At 56.1% G+C, this 18,079-nt stretch carries 18 protein-coding genes and 1 pseudogene; 14 read left to right on the plus strand and 5 right to left on the minus strand.

All coding sequences use genetic code 11. The annotated features are described in order from the left end of the window. The first annotated feature begins 67 nt into the window (after window positions 1-67). From FY206_RS12415 to FY206_RS12450, 8 genes are all read left to right on the plus strand, one after another. Window positions 68-1,657 carry a methyl-accepting chemotaxis protein gene (locus FY206_RS12415; RefSeq protein WP_032640160.1) on the plus strand — a complete coding sequence of 530 codons (1,590 nt, stop codon included), beginning with the start codon at window positions 68-70 and terminating at the stop codon, window positions 1,655-1,657. 62 nt (window positions 1,658-1,719) lie between these two features. Then, on the plus strand, window positions 1,720-2,646 hold the full coding sequence (gene glsB, locus FY206_RS12420; RefSeq protein ID WP_032640159.1) for a glutaminase B: 927 nt from the start codon (window positions 1,720-1,722) through the stop codon (window positions 2,644-2,646). Further along, window positions 2,646-3,002, plus strand: a complete 357-nt coding sequence (locus FY206_RS12425) for a DUF4186 domain-containing protein (protein WP_032640157.1) — start codon at window positions 2,646-2,648, stop codon at window positions 3,000-3,002. The genes glsB and FY206_RS12425 overlap by 1 nt, the downstream gene beginning before the upstream one ends. Before the next feature lie 113 nt (window positions 3,003-3,115). Then, window positions 3,116-4,555 carry a GGDEF domain-containing protein gene (locus tag FY206_RS12430; RefSeq protein WP_077064012.1) on the plus strand — a complete coding sequence of 480 codons (1,440 nt, stop codon included), beginning with the start codon at window positions 3,116-3,118 and terminating at the stop codon, window positions 4,553-4,555. A gap of 119 nt (window positions 4,556-4,674) precedes the next feature. Continuing rightward, on the plus strand, window positions 4,675-5,640 hold the full coding sequence (locus FY206_RS12435; protein WP_032640151.1) for a sensor domain-containing diguanylate cyclase: 966 nt from the start codon (window positions 4,675-4,677) through the stop codon (window positions 5,638-5,640). Between the two features lie 82 nt (window positions 5,641-5,722). Beyond that, window positions 5,723-6,250, plus strand: coding sequence for a GNAT family N-acetyltransferase (locus FY206_RS12440; protein ID WP_077064013.1), 528 nt, complete (start codon window positions 5,723-5,725; stop codon window positions 6,248-6,250). 118 nt (window positions 6,251-6,368) lie between these two features. Further along, window positions 6,369-7,820, plus strand: coding sequence for a tagaturonate reductase (locus tag FY206_RS12445; RefSeq protein WP_032640147.1), 1,452 nt, complete (start codon window positions 6,369-6,371; stop codon window positions 7,818-7,820). Between the two features lie 200 nt (window positions 7,821-8,020). Beyond that, the gene (locus FY206_RS12450) at window positions 8,021-8,935 is read left to right on the plus strand and encodes a bestrophin family protein (protein WP_032640145.1); all 915 of its coding nucleotides are present in this window, start codon (window positions 8,021-8,023) and stop codon (window positions 8,933-8,935) included. Here FY206_RS12450 and FY206_RS12455 read toward each other — a convergent pair. Then, window positions 8,923-9,471 carry a GNAT family N-acetyltransferase gene (locus FY206_RS12455; protein ID WP_032640144.1) on the minus strand — a complete coding sequence of 183 codons (549 nt, stop codon included), beginning with the start codon at window positions 9,469-9,471 and terminating at the stop codon, window positions 8,923-8,925. The genes FY206_RS12450 and FY206_RS12455 overlap by 13 nt on opposite strands. Before the next feature lie 134 nt (window positions 9,472-9,605). Here FY206_RS12455 and FY206_RS12460 point away from each other — a divergent pair, with 134 nt between their 5' ends. The 5 genes and pseudogenes from FY206_RS12460 to FY206_RS12480 all read left to right on the plus strand — a co-directional run bounded on the left by FY206_RS12460 (window position 9,606) and on the right by FY206_RS12480 (window position 14,596). Next, the gene (locus tag FY206_RS12460) at window positions 9,606-10,046 is read left to right on the plus strand and encodes a GNAT family N-acetyltransferase (protein WP_032640142.1); all 441 of its coding nucleotides are present in this window, start codon (window positions 9,606-9,608) and stop codon (window positions 10,044-10,046) included. 145 nt (window positions 10,047-10,191) lie between these two features. Continuing rightward, a pseudogene (locus tag FY206_RS12465) lies at window positions 10,192-11,186 on the plus strand (alpha/beta fold hydrolase). 44 nt (window positions 11,187-11,230) lie between these two features. Further along, window positions 11,231-11,971 carry a response regulator gene (locus tag FY206_RS12470; RefSeq protein WP_032640140.1) on the plus strand — a complete coding sequence of 247 codons (741 nt, stop codon included), beginning with the start codon at window positions 11,231-11,233 and terminating at the stop codon, window positions 11,969-11,971. Beyond that, window positions 11,968-13,266: an ATP-binding protein gene (locus tag FY206_RS12475; RefSeq protein ID WP_032640138.1), complete on the plus strand. Its 1,299-nt coding sequence runs from the start codon at window positions 11,968-11,970 to the stop codon at window positions 13,264-13,266. The genes FY206_RS12470 and FY206_RS12475 overlap by 4 nt, the downstream gene beginning before the upstream one ends. Window positions 13,267-13,405: 139 nt before the next feature. After that, window positions 13,406-14,596 carry a cytochrome c biogenesis protein/redoxin gene (locus tag FY206_RS12480; RefSeq protein ID WP_032640136.1) on the plus strand — a complete coding sequence of 397 codons (1,191 nt, stop codon included), beginning with the start codon at window positions 13,406-13,408 and terminating at the stop codon, window positions 14,594-14,596. A 6-nt stretch (window positions 14,597-14,602) separates the two neighbouring features. Here FY206_RS12480 and tam read toward each other — a convergent pair whose 3' ends face one another. After that, entirely contained in the window at window positions 14,603-15,361 is a 759-nt protein-coding gene (gene tam, locus FY206_RS12485; RefSeq protein WP_032640133.1) for a trans-aconitate 2-methyltransferase, read from the minus strand. An 83-nt stretch (window positions 15,362-15,444) separates the two neighbouring features. After that, window positions 15,445-16,029: an NUDIX hydrolase gene (locus FY206_RS12490; RefSeq protein ID WP_032640131.1), complete on the minus strand. Its 585-nt coding sequence runs from the start codon at window positions 16,027-16,029 to the stop codon at window positions 15,445-15,447. Window positions 16,030-16,114: 85 nt separating this feature from the next. On the opposite strand from FY206_RS12490, the gene FY206_RS12495 reads away from it, so the two are divergent. Beyond that, a complete protein-coding gene (locus tag FY206_RS12495) occupies window positions 16,115-16,876 on the plus strand; it encodes a DeoR/GlpR family DNA-binding transcription regulator (protein WP_032640129.1) in 762 nt (253 codons plus the stop codon). Between the two features lie 31 nt (window positions 16,877-16,907). On the opposite strand, the gene FY206_RS12500 is transcribed toward FY206_RS12495, so the two are convergent. Further along, on the minus strand, window positions 16,908-17,270 hold the full coding sequence (locus FY206_RS12500; protein ID WP_032640127.1) for a TIR domain-containing protein: 363 nt from the start codon (window positions 17,268-17,270) through the stop codon (window positions 16,908-16,910). Window positions 17,271-17,389: 119 nt separating this feature from the next. Next, a complete protein-coding gene (locus tag FY206_RS12505; protein ID WP_032640125.1) occupies window positions 17,390-17,833 on the minus strand; it encodes a PACE efflux transporter in 444 nt (147 codons plus the stop codon). Between the last annotated feature and the right edge of the window lie 246 nt (window positions 17,834-18,079).

Consider the following 18,079-nt stretch of genomic DNA (forward strand, 5'->3'; position numbering starts at 1 on the left):
GCAATGGTTCTGTCATTTTCATTTCGTAGACTCGCACGCGTCTAACGCATTGTTAATGAAGCTAATTATGAACCTAACGCAAATTTTTCGCCGTATTGCGCAGCGTCTTACCCCTCGTCGCTTTGGCCTGTTGACGGGCATCTTTTGTATTATTGGCCTTTTCTCCGCGCTGCAGCTCTCCTCATCCTTCCTGCTTAACGCCTCCCTGAACGAAGCCCAGCGCAACGAGCAGCAAAACCTGCTGGCCTGGCAGCAGCAGAGCAAGCTGGATCTGGCCCGCGTCTCCCTGCTGGCGGCAAGCGATCTGCTTAACCGCGCCGGCGTCTGGTTTATGCAGGATAAAGAGACCGGATCCGACGGAAGCTGGCATAGCCTGATGGATGATGCGCAAAAGGCGCTGGCGGTTTCACAGCAGGCGTGGAAGGCCTGGCTGGCGCTGAATCCGCCGAAAGACGACGCCCTGGTGAACAGCTATCAGCTTTTCTACGGCGCGATCGAAGAGCAGGCCGAAGGGCTTCTCAAAACCAACACGATTGACGCCTTCTTTGCCGTGCCGTCTCAGGCGTTTCAGTCCGATTTTAACGACAACTACGCGCGCTATCAGCAGGCAAGCGAAAAGCAGGCCATGCAGGGGCGTCAGAGCTTAATGGCGCAGCTCTCCGGCCTGCAAACGCTATTCCTGCTTGCGCCGGTGCTGCTGCTCGCCATCGCGGTTGCCGTCTGGTTCGGCATGTCCCGGTGGGTGATTACGCCGCTGCGTCGCCTCATTGCGCATATTAACCGCCTGGCGGCAGGGGATCTCTCCGGCACGCCGCCGAACGTCATGCGCTTCAACCGGGAGATAGGGCAGCTTAGCGACAGTATTGCGACGATGCAGCAGGGTCTCCAGCAGCTGGTAACGCAGGTCAGCCATGCCACTGCCACCATGGTGGAAAATATTGGATCCCTGGCGGAGGGTAACCAGAAGCTGTATCAGCAGTCGGCACGCCAGGCGAAAGAGCTGGAGGACGTGACGGCGCATATCGCGGCGCTGGAAAGCCATGTAGAAGGGAATACCGGCTATGCCAGGCTCGCCAGCACGCGGGCCGATGAAGCGCGCCAGGCCGCCGTAGGGGGCGACCAGATGATGTCGACCGTTAACGCGTCCATGCAGGCGATCGTCGACCGATCGTCCGAGATGCGCGGGATCGTGGCGATGATCGACAGCGTGGCGTTTCAGACAAACATTCTGGCGCTGAATGCCGCCATTGAGGCGGCCCATGCCGGAAACCAGGGGCGAGGGTTCGCCGTCGTCGCCCGGGAAGTTGGGCTTTTGGCCAGAAAGAGCAGCCACTCGACGCAGACCATTCAGGAGCTGATTAACCGCTCGCTGCAGGGCATTGAGGACGGCTCCCGCGCCGTTAATCTCATGGAAGAGAATCTGCAGCAGGTCACCGGTCTGGTGGGAAATTTAAGCAGTTTACTGAATGAGATCTCAACCGCCACGCTCAGTCAGGGAGACAGTATTCATCAGATGACGCGCCAGCTTCAGGCGCTGAATCAGGTTTCCCGTCAGACGGATCTGCTGGTCGCTGGCGCGTCGGACGCGTCCGAACGCCTGCAAAAGCAATCCGATCTTTTGTTGAAGGCCGTTTCGCGTTTTCGTCTTAGCGCCTGACGCAATACATTAGCCTCTGTTATACTCGCAGCCCGTTTTAGCCTGAGGGCAAGGAGCAAAGTGTGGCTGCGGTCATCCATAATGAAATGTTGGACGAGATTCTGGCGCAGGTTCGTCCGTTAATTGGAAAGGGGAAGGTTGCCGACTATATTCCGGCCCTTGCCTCGGTGAGCGGGAACAAGCTGGGAATTGCTATCTGTACCATCGACGGACAGCGGTTCCAGGCAGGCGATGCCACTGAACGTTTTTCCATTCAGTCCATTTCGAAAGTGCTGAGCCTGGTTGCGGCGATGCGCCAGTATGAAGAGGAAGAGATCTGGCAGCGCGTGGGCAAAGATCCGTCCGGCCAGCCGTTTAACTCCCTGCTTCAGCTCGAAATTGAACAGGGTAAACCGCGAAACCCCTTTATTAACGCCGGGGCGCTGGTGGTGTGCGATATGCTGCAAAGCCGCCTCAGCGCGCCGCGCCAGCGCATGCTTGAGATCGTTCGCCAGCTCTCGGGCGTGGACGATATAGCCTACGACCCGGTTGTTGCCCGCTCGGAGTTTGAACACTCCGCCCGTAACGCGGCCATCGCGTGGCTGATGAAATCCTTCGGCAATTTCCATAACGACGTGGCGACGGTGCTGCAAAACTACTTCCACTACTGCGCGCTGAAAATGAGCTGCGTTGAGCTGGCCCAGACGTTCCTGTTCCTGGCACACCAGGGGCACGCGCCGCATCTCGATCAGGAGGTCGTTTCTCCGCTGCAGGCGCGCCAGGTAAACGCCCTGATGGCGACCAGCGGGATGTATCAAAACGCCGGTGAGTTTGCCTGGCGGGTTGGGCTTCCGGCTAAATCCGGCGTTGGCGGCGGAGTGGTGGCGATCGTGCCCCATGAAATGGCGATAGCCGTGTGGAGCCCGGAGCTGGATGAAACGGGAAATTCGCTTGCAGGCGTGGCGGTTCTGGAGAAACTGACCCAGCGTCTGGGACGTTCGGTATACTGATGTCCGATCTGGATCCTCTTTTTTCCCGCCTGGCGGGATCGACATTTCGCTCGCGCTTTCGCTTAGGCGAGAAGGAACGACGGTACTGCTGGGACAAAGGTCCCGAAACCATTGACCAGCACGCCGCTGATTTTATTGAAAAGCGGCTTGCGCCCGCTCACCCCGTAAACGACGGCAAGCAGACGCCGATGCGAGGTCACCCGGTATTTATCGCCCAGCATGCCACCGCCACCTGCTGTCGGGGCTGTCTGGAAAAATGGCATAATATTCCGCAGGGCGTCACGCTCACCGCGCAGCAACGGTATTATATCGTCAGCGTTATTCATCACTGGCTGGTACTGCAAATGAACGCCTAAATTTGACGAGTTATGCTCCCGTTATATTTGTGTTATAGATGCATCCCAAGTGAGCCCCGATCATGCTGACGACCGCAATTATTGCCATAAGCCATCACATGGAATGATATTTGATGCGATCTGCCCTTACCGCTTTCAGGCCGTTCCAGCCCGACACGCCGCTGCGAAATGCCGCGACGATCTTTATTCTCACCACCTTATTTTATTTTGTGGGTGCGGAATTGCGTCTCGTGGAGGCCTTGTCGCTGTTCTGGCCGCTAAATGGCGTAATGGCAGGGATCTTTGCCCGCTATGTTTACCTGAATCGCCTGCATTACTACGCGGTATCCTACGTCGCCATGCTGCTGTACGACGCGGTGACGACGAGCTGGGGTATCGCCTCCGTGACGATCAACCTGTCGAACATGGTCTTCATCGTCGTTGTGGCCGTGCTGATTCAGCGTGACAGGCGGTTGATGAAGAAAACCCCCGATCCGCTTAACGCATTGCGCCTGTTTAACTACTGCCTGATTGCCGCGCTGCTGTGCGCCTTGCTCGGCGCGCTGGGCTCGGTCGGGATTGACCGTAACACCTTCTGGCCGCTGTTTGCCGACTGGTTCAGCGAACAGTTCTCAACCGGCGTGCTGGTAGTGCCCTGTATGCTCACGTTGCGTATGCCCGGGGACGCGCTCAGGTTACGTCTGGAGAGACTGCTGCCGGTGATTGCGCTGATCGTCTCGGTGGCCGCGTCGGTGGCGATCGGCGGCGCGGGCAGCCTCTGTTTTCCGCTACCGGCGCTTATCTGGTGTGCGGTTCGCTACCCATTGCCCGCGACCTGTCTGCTGACGTTTATTACCGGCGCGACTGAAATCATTCTTGTCGCCAACGCGATTATTAATATTGCCGTGGCGACGCCCTTTACGACGCCAATGATGTTTTCAGTCCGGCTGGGCATTGCCACGATGGCGATCTGTCCGGTGATGGTATCCGTCAGCATGGCAGCCATTAATTCCCTCATCCGCCAGGTTTCACTGAGGGCGGATTATGACTTTCTCACGCACGTCTATTCGCGTTCCGGGCTCTATGAGGCGTTAAAACAGGAAGAGACGTACCGGCATTCCCGTTTTCTGACCGTCATGCTGCTGGATATTGATTACTTTAAAAGCATTAACGATAACTACGGCCACGAGTGCGGCGACCGCGTGCTGGCGTCGTTTGCCCGTCAGGTTCAGCAGGTTGTTGGCGAAGACGGTATGGTCGCGAGGATGGGCGGTGAAGAGTTCGCGGTGGTGGTGAACTCTGGCGATGCGCAGCGCGGATTTGAACTGGCCGAACGTATCCGCGCGACCGTTGCCAGCCATCCGTTTACCTGGCGGAATCAGACGCTCTCTCTGACGGTCAGTATTGGCCTCGGAAGCGGGAAGGCCGAGGCCTGGCAGTTGACCGAGGTCTTCAACAAGCTCATGGCCGAAGCGGACGATCATCTCTATCGTTCCAAAAAAGCGGGGCGAAACCGTACCAGCGCCCGGGTGTCGGACGAGCACATTGCCGCGCCATCCGGAAATGAATCTTAGCTGCGTTAATCGTCATAAGGCATTGACGTGAATAGTAAGCGGCTTAACAGGATGTGGGGACACTGACAATGTCTCTGTTTAAGCTACGCTTTTAGTAAGGCTTTACGTCAGGAGACATTATGAAAGCACCTGCAACCCCTGAAAATGAAACAGACAGACTCAACTCGCTTCGTGAATCAGGCCTGCTTGAGATCGACAGTTCCCCGGCGTTTGACCGCTTAACGCGCCTGGCAAAACGCTTCTTCCAGGTACCGCTGGCGATGGTCAATCTCATTGATGAGCACTCGCTCATCGTTAAGTCGGCTGATGGGCAGGCACCCGGTTCCGTTCCGCGTAATATCTCATTTTGTGGCCATACGATCCTCGCCGAAACGCCGCTGGTGGTGGGGGATATGCTTCAGGACGATCGTTTTGCGGATAATCCGCTGGTGGCCGGTGAGCCTCGGGTGCGTTTTTACGCGGGGTTCCCGCTGCGCCTGCGTGACGGTGCAAGCGTCGGCTCGCTCTGCCTGATTGACTATGCCCCCAGGGAGTTTTCGGCAGCCGATCTCGCCGTTCTTGGCGATCTTGGCGCGCTTGCTGAGGATGAGTTTGCCGCCATCAGCGCGGCGACAACGGATGAATTAACCGGCTTATTCAACCGCCGGGGCTTTAATCAACTGGTTCGGTTCACGCTTTCGGTCGCCCGACGCCGGGCCGAGCCGCTGACGCTCGGCTGGCTGGATTTGGATCGCTTCAAGGAGATCAACGATCGCTACGGGCATGAAGAGGGGGATAAGGCGCTGAAGGCCATGGCGCAGCTGATGCGCACCTCTTTCCGTGAAGCGGATCTGCTGGTGCGTTTTGGCGGGGACGAGTTCGCCGTGCTGTTTGCCGATACGGATGAACAGGGCGCCTGGATTGCCATGCAGTATCTCGCCGAACAGGTCGAAAACTATAACGCGCGCAGGCTGCATCCCTGGTCGCTTTTATTTTCGTGGGGGCTAAGCGAATTCGATCATAACGGCAACGACCTGCAGCAGTGGTTGAAGGATGCGGATGAAAAGATGTACGCCATGAAGCAGCAGCGACAGCGCGCCCGGTGACATAACGAAAGCCTATGTCCGAACCGCTTGCGTTAATATTTTGTTAAATACATAGTGAGCGTATTCAACGTAAGGAAAAACAATGAATACCTCACTGCAAGTCAAAATCCTCACCGGGGAAACAATCCTTGCGCACCTGGACGCGCTGGCCGGGATCCTCGAAAACTGCGTAAACGGCGGGGCATCCGTCAGCTTTATGCTCCCTTATAGCCTCGATAAGGCCCGTATTTTCTGGCGCGGCATTGCTCAAAGCGCAGCGCGAGGCGAGCGTCTCGTGCTTGCCTGTTTTGACGATCGGGACGGCGTCATCGGAACGGTGCAGCTGATCACGGACCAGCCGGAAAACCAGCCGCACAGGGCCGATGTGGCAAAGCTTTTGGTTCACAAGAAAGCGCGTCGGAAAGGGGCCGCGATGGCACTGATGGAAGCGCTGGAGGCTGAGGCCAGGGCTAGAGAGATTTCCGTTCTGGTGCTCGATACCGCTACAGGCAGCGGCGCTGAGACGTTCTATCAGCGAGCCGGCTGGCAAAAGGTGGGTGAGATCCCTCGCTATGCCCTGATGCCGGACGGCGCCATGACGGCCACGTCACTCTTTTATAAGTTCTTATAATTATTTTGCACAACTACGCGGCGGATTGATCAAAACAGGGTTTCTGGTCGTTAAGTTTTGATAAGTTATCGTACCAATCTTATCAGGCTGTATGACTAATCATAAAAGGAACCCCCTTGTGAACACGCTCAACCGTCATGATTTTCCCGGTGCTCAATACCCCGAACGCATCATTCAGTTTGGTGAAGGCAATTTCCTGCGCGCCTTCATCGACTGGCAAATCGACCTGCTCAACGAACATACCGACCTGAACGCTGGCGTGGTTGTCGTCCGTCCTATCAAGAGCGACTTTCCGCCGTCGCTAAGTACGCAGGACGGGTTGTACACGACGATTATTCGTGGCCTGAACGAGCAGGGTGAGGCGGTGAGTGACGCCCGCCTTATCCGCTCCGTGAACCGGGAAATCAGCGTTTATGACGACTATGACGCATTTCTGGCGCTGGCCCACAATCCGGATATGCGCTTTGTGTTCTCGAACACCACCGAAGCGGGCATCAGCTATCACGCGGGTGACAGATTCGACGATGCGCCAGCGGTGAGCTATCCGGCGAAGCTGACGCGACTGCTGTTTGAGCGCTTTAGCTACTTCAAGGGAGCGACAGACAAAGGCTGGATCATCATTCCGTGCGAACTGATTGACTATAACGGCGAGGCCCTGCGCGAGCTGGTCTTACGCTATGCGCAGGAGTGGGCGTTACCCGCCGCTTTCATCCAGTGGCTTAATCAGGCAAACACGTTCTGCTCAACGCTGGTTGACCGTATCGTAACCGGTTACCCGCGCGACGAAGCGGCTACGCTGGAAGCCGAGCTGGGTTATCACGATGGGTTCCTGGACACGGCGGAACACTTCTATCTGTTCGTTATCCAGGGGCCAGCCTCTCTCGCTCAGGAACTTCGTCTCGATCGGTATCCGTTAAATGTGCTGATTGTCGACGACATCAAGCCCTACAAGGCGCGCAAGGTCGCCATCCTGAACGGTGCTCACACGGCGCTGGTGCCGGTGGCTTTCCAGGCGGGTCTGGATACGGTGGGCGAGGCGATGAACGATGCGGAGATTTGCGCGTTTGTCGAAAAAGCGATTTATCAGGAGATTATTCCGGTCCTCGATCTGCCGCGCGACGAGCTGGAATCTTTTGCCCGTGCGGTAACAGGGCGTTTTCGCAATCCCTACATCAGACACCAGCTGCTGTCCATTGCGCTCAACGGCATGACTAAATACCGTACCCGCCTCCTGCCACAGCTGCTGGCGGGGCAGGAGGCAACCGGACGCTTACCTGCGCGCCTGACCTTTGCCCTGGCGGCGCTCATCGCGTTTTATCGCGCGGAGCGTAACGGGGAGAGCTATCCGGTGCAGGATGATGCATTCTGGCTGGAACGTTATCAGCAGCTTTGGGCGCAGCACCGGGACCAGCAGTTGACCACGCGTGATCTGGTGCAGGCTGTACTGAGCGTGAGCGAGCACTGGGAACAGGATCTGACGCAGGTGGCCGGACTTGTCGACCAGGTCACGCTGGATCTCGATGCCATTCTGCTGAAGGGGATGCGCGCAGCGGTGAAACCGCTTTGCTAATGACTTTACCCGGCTTCGGCCGGGTTTAAATACCCCTTATTTTAGTTACAACATACTATTTACCCTGTTTTTAAAAACAGATGCAGCACCGTGCGGTTATTGCCTAGCAGGTGAGAAAATTCAATGTTTCGTTAACATGCTTGCAACTGTGAGGGGGATCACGTTTAATAGCCGAGCTCTTTCCTTTCCTGAAACTCACTATGATTGTTCGTCCTAAACAGCACTGGCTCCAACTGATTTTTGTCTGGCACGGTTCGGTACTTCCTAAAATCTATACCCGACTGTTGCTCAACTTCCTGCTCTCTATCGCCGTAATCCTGATGCTGCCCTGGTATACCTCGCTGGGCATCAAATTTACCGTGGCGCCATTCAGCATTCTCGGCGTGGCGATTGCCATCTTTTTGGGTTTCAGGAACAACGCCTGCTATGCACGCTACGTTGAGGCTCGCCTGCTCTGGGGGCAGTTGATGATAGCGGCCCGCTCGCTGTTTCGCGAGGTAAAAAACACCTTGCCCGACGATAAGCACCTTGGCGAATTCGTCCGTCTGCAAATTGCTTTTGCCAACTGCCTGCGCATGACCCTGCGCCGTGAGCTGACCGCCGGGCAGCTTTCTCGCTATCTTGCTGCGGATGATTTACGTAACGTAATGGCCGCCAGCTCACCGGCCAACCGTATTTTGCTGATCATGGGTGAGTGGCTGGCCGTGCGGCGGCGTAATGGGCAGCTTTCGGACATCCTGTTCCATAGCCTGAACAACCGTCTGAACGATATGTCCATCGTCCTTTCCGGATGCGAACGCATTGCGACAACGCCGGTGCCGTTTGCCTATACGCTGATTTTGCACCGCACGGTGTATCTGTTCTGCATCATGCTGCCGTTCGCGCTGGTTGTGGACCTGCATTACATGACGCCGTTTGTCTCCGCGTTGATCTCCTATACCTTTATCTCGCTGGACACCCTGGCGGAAGAGCTGGAAGACCCGTTTGGCACGGAAGATAACGATCTGCCGCTGGACGCTATCTGCAACAATATGGAACGCGATCTGCTGCAGATGAACGACGAAGAGAGCATTCCGGAAAGGCTGATGCCGGATAAGCACTATCAGCTGACCTGACGGGCGTTCCACTCGTCGCGGGTGATCTCCCACAGTTCGGAATCCAGCATGCCGCTGACGTAGGCTTTCTTCTCCGTCCTGATGAGCCGCATGCCGCTGCTGTCTGAAATACGACGCGAGCGGCCGTTGGCGGCTGCCTTCGGCGCACGTAATACGGGTTTATGTAGCGTATTGAACCAGTAATCCGTCGCCGCAATGCTGGCCTCGCGCATATATCCTTTGCCCTGGAACTCCGGCGCGAGCCAGAAACCACGGTTGTTGTCCTCGACGTCGTACAGGCAAATAATGCCCATCAGTTCATCCGGTACCTCGCGTCGTCGGATGCTCCAGAACCAGGCAATCCCTTTCGCCATATCCGGTAGCGCCACGTTGTTAACATAGTTTTCCGCGCCGTTATCCGGGTAGGGCCAGGGCACGGAAGAGACCATATAACGCACGATCTCCCAGCGTGGATACAGCTTCTGTATCTGGATAGCATCTTCGGCAACCAGCGGTTTTAGCAGCAGGCGTTCTGTCGTCAACGTCGGAATTGTCATCCGCGGATCTCCCTGTTTAGGCGTTATCTTGCCGGGTGGCGCTGCGCTTACCCGGCCTACTGGGTGCTAAAATATCAATGAGTTTCATATTACACTGTTTCGAAATGGCGATTAATGTCTAATGTGAGGAACACATGGCAATTACGGTAAGACCGCTGCGTGAAGACGATTACCTCCAATGGCGACCGCTGTGGGACGGCTATACCCATTTTTATGATTGCTACCTTGAGGAATCCGTCACCGCATCAACGTGGGAAAGGGCGCTCTCAGCGCAATCGTCGATGTTCTGCCGCGTGGTGGAGAAGGACGAAAAGGTCATCGGTTTCGCCATGTGCGTTCTGCACGAAGGCACCTGGTCAACGGCCCCCATCTGCTACCTGGAAGATCTGTTTGTTGATGCTGCCGAACGCGGGGCGGGTGCCGGTAAGGCGCTCATCGACGCTTTGATTGAGGAGGGCAAGCGCGAAGGGTGGTCGAAACTGTACTGGGTCACCCGGGAGAACAATCCGGCGCGTAAACTTTATGACAAATATGGTGAAGCCGACGATTACGTCCGCTATCGCCTCTCCCTTTAAGACCAAAACGCCTGCGTTTGTATCGTACTGTATCAGCGTTCCACATACATACACAGGCTTGCAATAAACCCGCTTTCGCACATATTCGCAATACACTGCAGTGTTGTTATATCCCCGTGAATTGTACTCAACCGGAGATACCAACATGTTCAGCAAACTCGCTTACTCAACCCTCGCACTGACCGTTTCGCTTGGTACCGTGATGTCCTGTCAGGCCGACGTCACCGGTACCAGCTTCGCCGCGGCCTTCGATCGTCCACAGCAAATTAACGCTGGCGATCTGAACGTCGGTTATGTCGACATTGGCCCGAAAGACGGCCAGCCGGTTATTTTACTGCACGGCTGGCCCTACGATATTCACAGCTATGCCGACGTCGCGCCCGCGCTGGCGGCAAAAGGCTACCGGGTGATTGTGCCTTCTCTGCGCGGCTACGGCACCACACGCTTTCTGTCAGCCAAAACGCCGCGCAACGGGCAGCCTTCGGCCATGGCAAAAGATGTTGTGAACCTGATGGATGCCCTGAATATCAAACAGGCGGTATTTGCAGGATATGACTGGGGGGCGCGTACGGCAGATATCGTTGCGGCCTTATGGCCAGAGCGCGTGAAGTCGCTCGTTTCGGTGAGTGGATACCTCATCAGCAGCCAGCAGATTGGCAAACAGCCGCTGCCGCCAAAAGCCAGCAGCAGTGGTGGTATCAGTTCTACTTTGCCACCGCGCGCGGTGCGCAAGGCTATGCTAAAAACACGCATGACTTTGCGCGATTGATCTGGTCGCAGGCCTCGCCTGACTGGAAATTCAGCGACGCAACCTTTAGCGCCAGCGCTAAATCGCTCGATAACCCGGATCACGTCGCGGTGACGCTCAGCAACTATCGCTGGCGCTTAGGGCTGGAGAAAGGCGAGCGCAAATACGACGGCTACGAGAAAAAACTGGCCACGCTGCCGAACATCACCGTACCGACGATCACCATCGAAGGCGGAAACAACGGCGCGCCGCATCCGGCACCGCAGGCCTACGCGGGTAAATTTACCGGTAAGTATGAACACCGCACCTTTGGGGCGACCGTAGGACACAATCCGCCGCAGGAAGATCCGCAGGAATTCGTCAAAGCGGTGGTCGACGCAGATAAACTCTGAAATGTGCTATTTTCAATACGTTACCCTTCGGTCTGGAGATTTCGGTGGAGCATATTGATCATATCCTTATCGTCGATGACGACCGGGATATCCGTGAACTGATCGTCGATTATCTCGGCAAGTCTGGTTATCGCGCGACGGGGGCGGCCAACGGCAAAGAGATGCGCGTCGTGCTGGATAAACAGCATATCGACCTGGTGGTGCTGGACGTCATGATGCCCGGTGATGACGGTCTTACGCTATGTCGGCAGCTGCGCAGCGGCAAACATAAAGATCTGCCTATTCTGATGCTGACGGCGCGCAATGAGGAGACGGACAGGATCCTGGGGCTGGAGATGGGAGCCGATGACTACGTGGTGAAGCCATTTGTTGCGCGCGAGCTGCTGGCGCGTATCAAAGCGATTTTACGCCGTTTTCGTACAATGCCGCCCAATCTACAGGTGACCGAAGCAGGGCGGCTGGTGACGTTTGGTGAATGGCAACTCGATACCGTCGCCCGGCACTTAATCGATCCGGAAGGGATGATTGTCGCGCTAAGCGGGGCGGAATATCGCCTGCTGCGCGTTTTCCTCGATCATCCTCAGCGGGTGCTGACCCGCGATCAGCTGCTCAACCTGACGCAGGGGCGCGACGCCGAGCTGTTTGAACGTTCTATCGACCTGCTGGTTAGCCGGGTTCGCCAGCGCCTGAATGAAGATGCCCGCACGCCCGCCTACATCAAAACCGTGCGCAGCGAAGGCTACGTTTTTACCATGGCGGTCACGATTAAAGAGGCTCACGAATGAGGTTTTGGCCGCGTTCTCTGCTGGCCCGTTTGCTGATCGTCGTGCTGCCCGGCCTGCTGCTGGCTAACGCCCTGAGCCTGACGCTGGTCATGATTGAACGCATGCACAGCGCCCGCTCGGTGATGCTCGGTAATCTGGAAAACGACGTCGCAACCAGCGTCGCCATTTTAGACCGGCTACCGGCCAGCGAACGCGCCGCCTGGCTGCCGCGGCTGGAACGGGGTAACTATCGTTATATTCTGGGCTCAGGTGAGCCCGGCCCGGCGCCGACGGATACGCGTTCGCAGGATGCTATCCGTACCTTAAAAGCGACGCTTGCGGCAGAGTATCCGCTCAGCTTCACCGCCGTTCCCGGCGCCGTTTCCCACATCCAGGCGCATCTTACGCTACGCGATGGCTCGCCGCTGACCATTGACCTCATCCCGCGCATGCCGCCGGTCGCCAGCTGGCTGCCCGTGGTGCTCATCCTGCAGCTGCTGCTGCTCGCGGCATGCGCCTGGTTTGCCGTGCGCCAGGTCGTGCGGCCTTTTTCACAGTTTACCCGTGCGGTTGACTCCCTCGAACCGGGAGCCACCACGCCAATGGCAGAGAAAGGGCCGCTGGAAGTTAAGCGGGCAGCCCATGCGTTCAACGCCATGCAGGCACGCATTCAGTCTTACCTTAAGGAGCGGGCGCAGATCCTGGCCTCCATTTCCCACGACCTCCAGACGCCAATTACCCGCATGAAGCTGCGGGTCGAAATGACGGAACAGCCTGAACTGCGCGACAAGCTCCTGAACGACCTTGATAACATGTCGCGCCTGGTGCGGGAGGGCATTGCGTATGCCCGGTCATCAGAATCCCTGGAAGAGACGACCCTGAAGCTGGAGCTGAACGCATGGGTCAACAGCATCGCCAGCGATTATCAGGACATCGGTAAAAACGTGCAGTTTCAGGCAGGCGAAGTCCGCTTACCGATTGTTACCCGCCCGCAGGCCCTTCGCCGGGTGATGACCAACCTGCTGGATAACGCCCTGAAGTTCGGGGAGTATGCCGTCATTACCCTTGATGCGTCATCTGCCGCACAGGTGATTATTCACATTACGGACGGCGGACCGGGGATCCCCGAGGCCGAGCTTGAGGCGGTATTGCAGCCGTTTTATCGGGTTGAAACATCGCGCAACCGCGATACCGGCGGAACCGGCCTCGGCCTTGCCATTGCCGCGCAGCTCACCGCTCAGCTGGACGGGAAGCTCCACCTGGCGAACCGGGCCGGAGGCGGGCTTGACGTATCCATTACGCTACCGCGCCGCTAGCGAATTGTACGGTTTTGTATCTCCCGCCGAGGGGGATACAGGGCCAGACAAAATCCGCGTTTTTACACATATCCTGAATACATCCGCACGATGAAATAGCCTCACTGCAGCGTCGCAGGACTTCTATCGTGAGGTTTCTATGTTTCTGGTAATCGCTTTTCTGGGCGGGATGATAAGCCTGCTCAGTCCATGTACGCTCCCGGTTATCCCGCTTCTGTTCGCCGGTTTTCAGGGGCAGCGACGCCATATTCTGGCCCTGCTTGCGGGGATGATCGTGATGTTCACCCTCGTGGCGATGGTTGTCACCGTCGCCAGCGCATGGATCGCCGAGGCAACCCTCGTCGGACGCTGGGTCGCCCTCGTCATCCTGGGCGTGGCCGCGCTGGCGTTAATTTCTCCGTCATTCGCCCAGCGTATTGCAGGGCCAGCCGTCAGCGCGGGTAATATGCTCAACACCCGAAGCGGCAGAACGCGCGGTATGGCATCGGCTTTTCTGGCCGGGCTTGCGGTCGGGCTACTCTGGTCTCCCTGCGCCGGGCCCATTCTGGGGGCGATATTCAGCATTAATATTGCGGGGCATTCCGCCATTGCGACGGGCGCGCTGTTGGCGGCCTATGGCAGCGGTTGCGCGCTGATGCTGGGCCTGCTCGTTTCAGGAGGCCGCAGGCTGATGGCGCCGTTAAGAGCTAAATCGGCGCTGATGGCAAAGCTGCGGCAGGGGGCGGGCGTGGTGATGCTGGCAGCTGTAGTGCTCAACGCCACAGGGATGACGTCGCTCCTCAGAGGGGCAAACGGCATCGCGGAGCGTCTGGAGACAAGGCTTCTGACGCTGGTGAAACCGACCAACGTGCCGGTGAAGCTCCAGCCGGTCGTGATGACAAAGCCCAGCAGCCAGTTGCCCTCATTGAGCGGGGGAACCGGGTGGATAAACGGTGACCCTGTCACGTCTGAATCCCTGCGAGGGAAGGTGGTGCTGATTGATTTCTGGACCTGGGACTGTATTAACTGCCAGCACACGCTCCCGCATGTGCGAGATTGGGCCGCGAAGTACCAGCCGCAGGGGCTGGTCGTGATTGGGGTTCACACGCCGGAATATCCCTGGGAAAAACCGCTCGCCTCGGTGAAAAACGCGGTCAATAAATGGCAGCTGCCGTATCGGGTGGTGACGGATAACAACTACCAAATCTGGAACGCTTTCGGCAACCAGTACTGGCCAGCGCATTACTATTTCGATGCCAAAGGCCAGCTGCGCTATACCGCATTTGGCGAAGGCGATTATGAGCAGCAGGAAAAGGTTATCCAGCAGCTGCTCAAAGAGGCCCGGTCTTAGCCCCGTTCAGGGCTGACGCTGAGCCACAATAAACAGCCGCGGGAAAGGTAGCAGTATCTGCCCGTTTTCCTGGAGCGGATACTGCTCTTCCAGGAGCTCATGGTAGCGTTTCAGGAAACGTTTCTGCTCGCTCTCATTCAGTTCCTGAAGCCACGGGCGCAAGCCGGTGGCGCTGACCCAGTCAATGATGGCCTGGTGGGAGCGCATTTTATGGAAATAGGTTGTCCGCCAGATATCCACCTCACAGCCCGCCTCCGACAAAATGTCGTAATAGGCGTGCACGCCCGGCAGAGGTTCCCGGCCGCGATCGGGGTAGTCTTGCTCAAGCGCCACTTCGCGCATCGCTACGTGAGTCGGCTCAAGCCAGTTGTCTGGCATCTGGATCGCCAATACGCCATTCAGCGCCAGCAGAGAAACAAGGTGCGGCAGGAGATCGTAATGGTCTGGGATCCACTGTAGCGATGCGTTAGCGTAGATCAGATTCAGCGGCTGGCCAGGCTTGTACTGGCGGATATCGGCCTCAACAAAACGGCAATCGGGTAACGCGGTGCGCGCTTCCTCGAGCATTGCAGGGGAGTTATCGACCCCGGTAATCTGTGCCGACGGCCAGCGGTGCTTCAACAACGCGGTGCTGTTTCCTGGCCCGCAGCCCAGATCGGCGATGTTTGAAACCTCATCCAGAGGAACTCTGGCGAGCAACTCAGCGGCAGGACGCGTTCTTTCCGCGCCGTATTGCAGGTAAAGAGAAGGATTCCAGTCGGCCATCTTCAGATCTCCGTTTTGCGTGTACCAGCAAGAATAGCACAGGCCGACACCCGCACTGAGGCAGGCGTCGGAACAGGAGCAGATTACAGAATGCCTTTCAGCGCAACATGATAGAGGAGCATAATGGTCTTCCCGTCGACAATCCTGCCCGTTTCAATGCCGCGTAACGCTTCTTCAAGCGTCATTTCCAGCACGTCGATATCTTCTCCTTCAGCCTTGATCCCGCCACCTGCGCCGGTTTTGTCTTTCGGCTGGTATTCGGCAAGATAGAAATAGAGTTTTTCCGTGACGGAACCCGGGCTCATATAGGCTTCAAAGATTTTCTGCACGCCTGAAACCTGGTATCCCGTCTCTTCTTCCGCTTCTGCTTTTATGCGGCTTTCGGGATCCATGTTGTCCAGCAGCCCCGCGGCGGCTTCAATTAAGTCGTCCTCATGACCGTTAATAAAGACGGGGAAGCGGAACTGGCGAGTCAGGATCACCGTCTTTTTATCACGGTTGTAGAGCAGGATAGTCGCACCGTTCCCGCGGTCATAGACTTCCCGCTGCTGTCGCTGCCATTCGCCGTCACGTCGCTGCAGGTCAAAGGTGTATTTCTTAAGGACATACCAGTTATTTGACAGCACTTCACCGTTGATGATGCGCACATCTGCACGTTTTGATTGCACGTTTGTCTCTCCTTACGTAGAGTAATCATAATAAACAGCATTATCGTGCACAATCAAGATAAAACATGCAACATCAGGAATTAAGATGCTCACCAGTCAGCGAAAACAATTGATCCTTGAAAAGCTCGGCGCCGAGGGCCAGGTCCAGTCTAAAGCGCTCAGCATTATCTTCGATGTCTCTGAAGACACCATTCGGCGCGACTTACGCGAACTGGCGGCAGAAGGGCGTTTGCAGCGCGTTCACGGCGGCGCGCTGCCGTCGTCTTCCGCTATTGTGCCTTTTGCGGAACGTCAGTCCGTCAAAATGGATGCCAAAAAAAAGGTGGCGCAGAAGGGCGCGCAGCTGATCTCTTCGGGTCAGGTGGTGATTGTTGACGGTGGAACGACCACCTCGGAGCTGATTACCTTCTTACCGCCCGATCTGCGTATCACCGTGGTGACGCACAGCCCGAGCATTGCCCTGGGGCTTGTCGATCATCCGTCTATAGAGGTGATTCTGATTGGCGGCCGGTTGTATAAACACTCGATTGTCGCCGTCGGCGCGGCGGCCATTGAAGGCATCGAAAATATTCATGCGGATCTGTTCTTTATGGGCGTTACCGGGATCCATCCCGAAGCAGGGCTGACGACCGGCGATTTCGAAGAGGCGTGCATCAAACGTGCATTTTCCGGCAGAGCCGCCGAGACGGTCGTTCTGGCTTCGCCGGAAAAAATTAACACCGCGTCTTCGTTTGTGATTGGCGATGTATCCCTGGCGAATACCATTGTTGTCGAGGACGATACCGATCGTGACTGGGTGAACGCGCTATCGGAAAAAGGGGTATCGGTCGTGCTGGCTACGGCATGAGCCAGCCAGATAACTGACTGGCTCGGTTACGTTAAGCCTGAGGAATGCTCTCTAGCGTAGTATAGACCTTAAGGCCAAGTTTCCGGGCCACGTCAACGTCCATATCCGCCCCCTTAGACGCACCGGCAATACGATAAATCGCATCGCATTTGGTGATGAGCCGGTGAGCAACGTGGTAAAGCATTGATTCCGCGATCTCATCTCCCAACGATTTCGAGCCCGCGGCCGTCGCCAGCGGAAGGGCCAGCCACTCCCCAATCACCGGGACGTGACCTCTCTGGTAAATATCTAAGGCCGCGCGTTCAAGACGGGCAAGATTCTCATCAATACGAGCCTGATTGCCATCAGTGCCGCTTCGATAGGGCCCGGCAATTAAAATTAGCTGTTGTGTCATAGATACCTCGTTACGTGTTTTTGCATGAGCTTGCAGGTTTGCTAGTGACTAAACGGAATGATAGCCGGCAATATCGTGCACACACAAGAAGTATCGTGCATTAAGAAGATTGGTAATTGCTACATTACGGATCGTTTTCGTCCCACAAAGGTCCAACGCAGGTAGTCGTAAAGCCAGTTGTACAGCATCGTGTATGGCAGGAAAAAGAGCACAAGACCAATCTCAACAAAAAATGCTTCTGTGATGCTTAAATCCAGCATAAACATAGCCACGGGGATCAGGGTGACGATAAGTCCTGTTTCAAAGCCAACCGCATGGATAGCTCTCACGAGGAATGTACGTTGAAAGCGGTGTTTTTTCTGCAGGGAGTCAAAGAGTTTGTTGAAGAGAAAATTCCATGCGGTGGCGGTAAGTGCGGAGATCGCGGATAACGAGCCAGACTGGAGTACGGAAACGTTCATCAACCATGCCAGAGACAATGCGATGATAGTGTTGGCCGTTACTTCAAAAATGACGGCATGGAAAATTCGTTCTCTATAACTTTTATCTAATTCAATTTCCATAGGTTTACAGCGGGGGCGTGAAAAGGTTGAAGTATATCAGACGTCGTTAAACTGTGTTTAAACCTGCAGGTTGGCTTATGTGACTTGATGTGATGGCATCAAGGGGATTGCAACGCAAAATATAGCTTTTCAAGCCGCTCATTGACCAGGGTAATCATGAATGCGAAAGCGTAGATTTCCTTTGAGATTATGTTGGTTCGCATAATGTATATTATGTTAAATTGCCTTCAATGATAAATATGTTCA

Origin of the sequence: Enterobacter chengduensis (assembly GCF_001984825.2) — a bacterium.
Classification (GTDB): domain Bacteria; phylum Pseudomonadota; class Gammaproteobacteria; order Enterobacterales; family Enterobacteriaceae; genus Enterobacter; species Enterobacter chengduensis.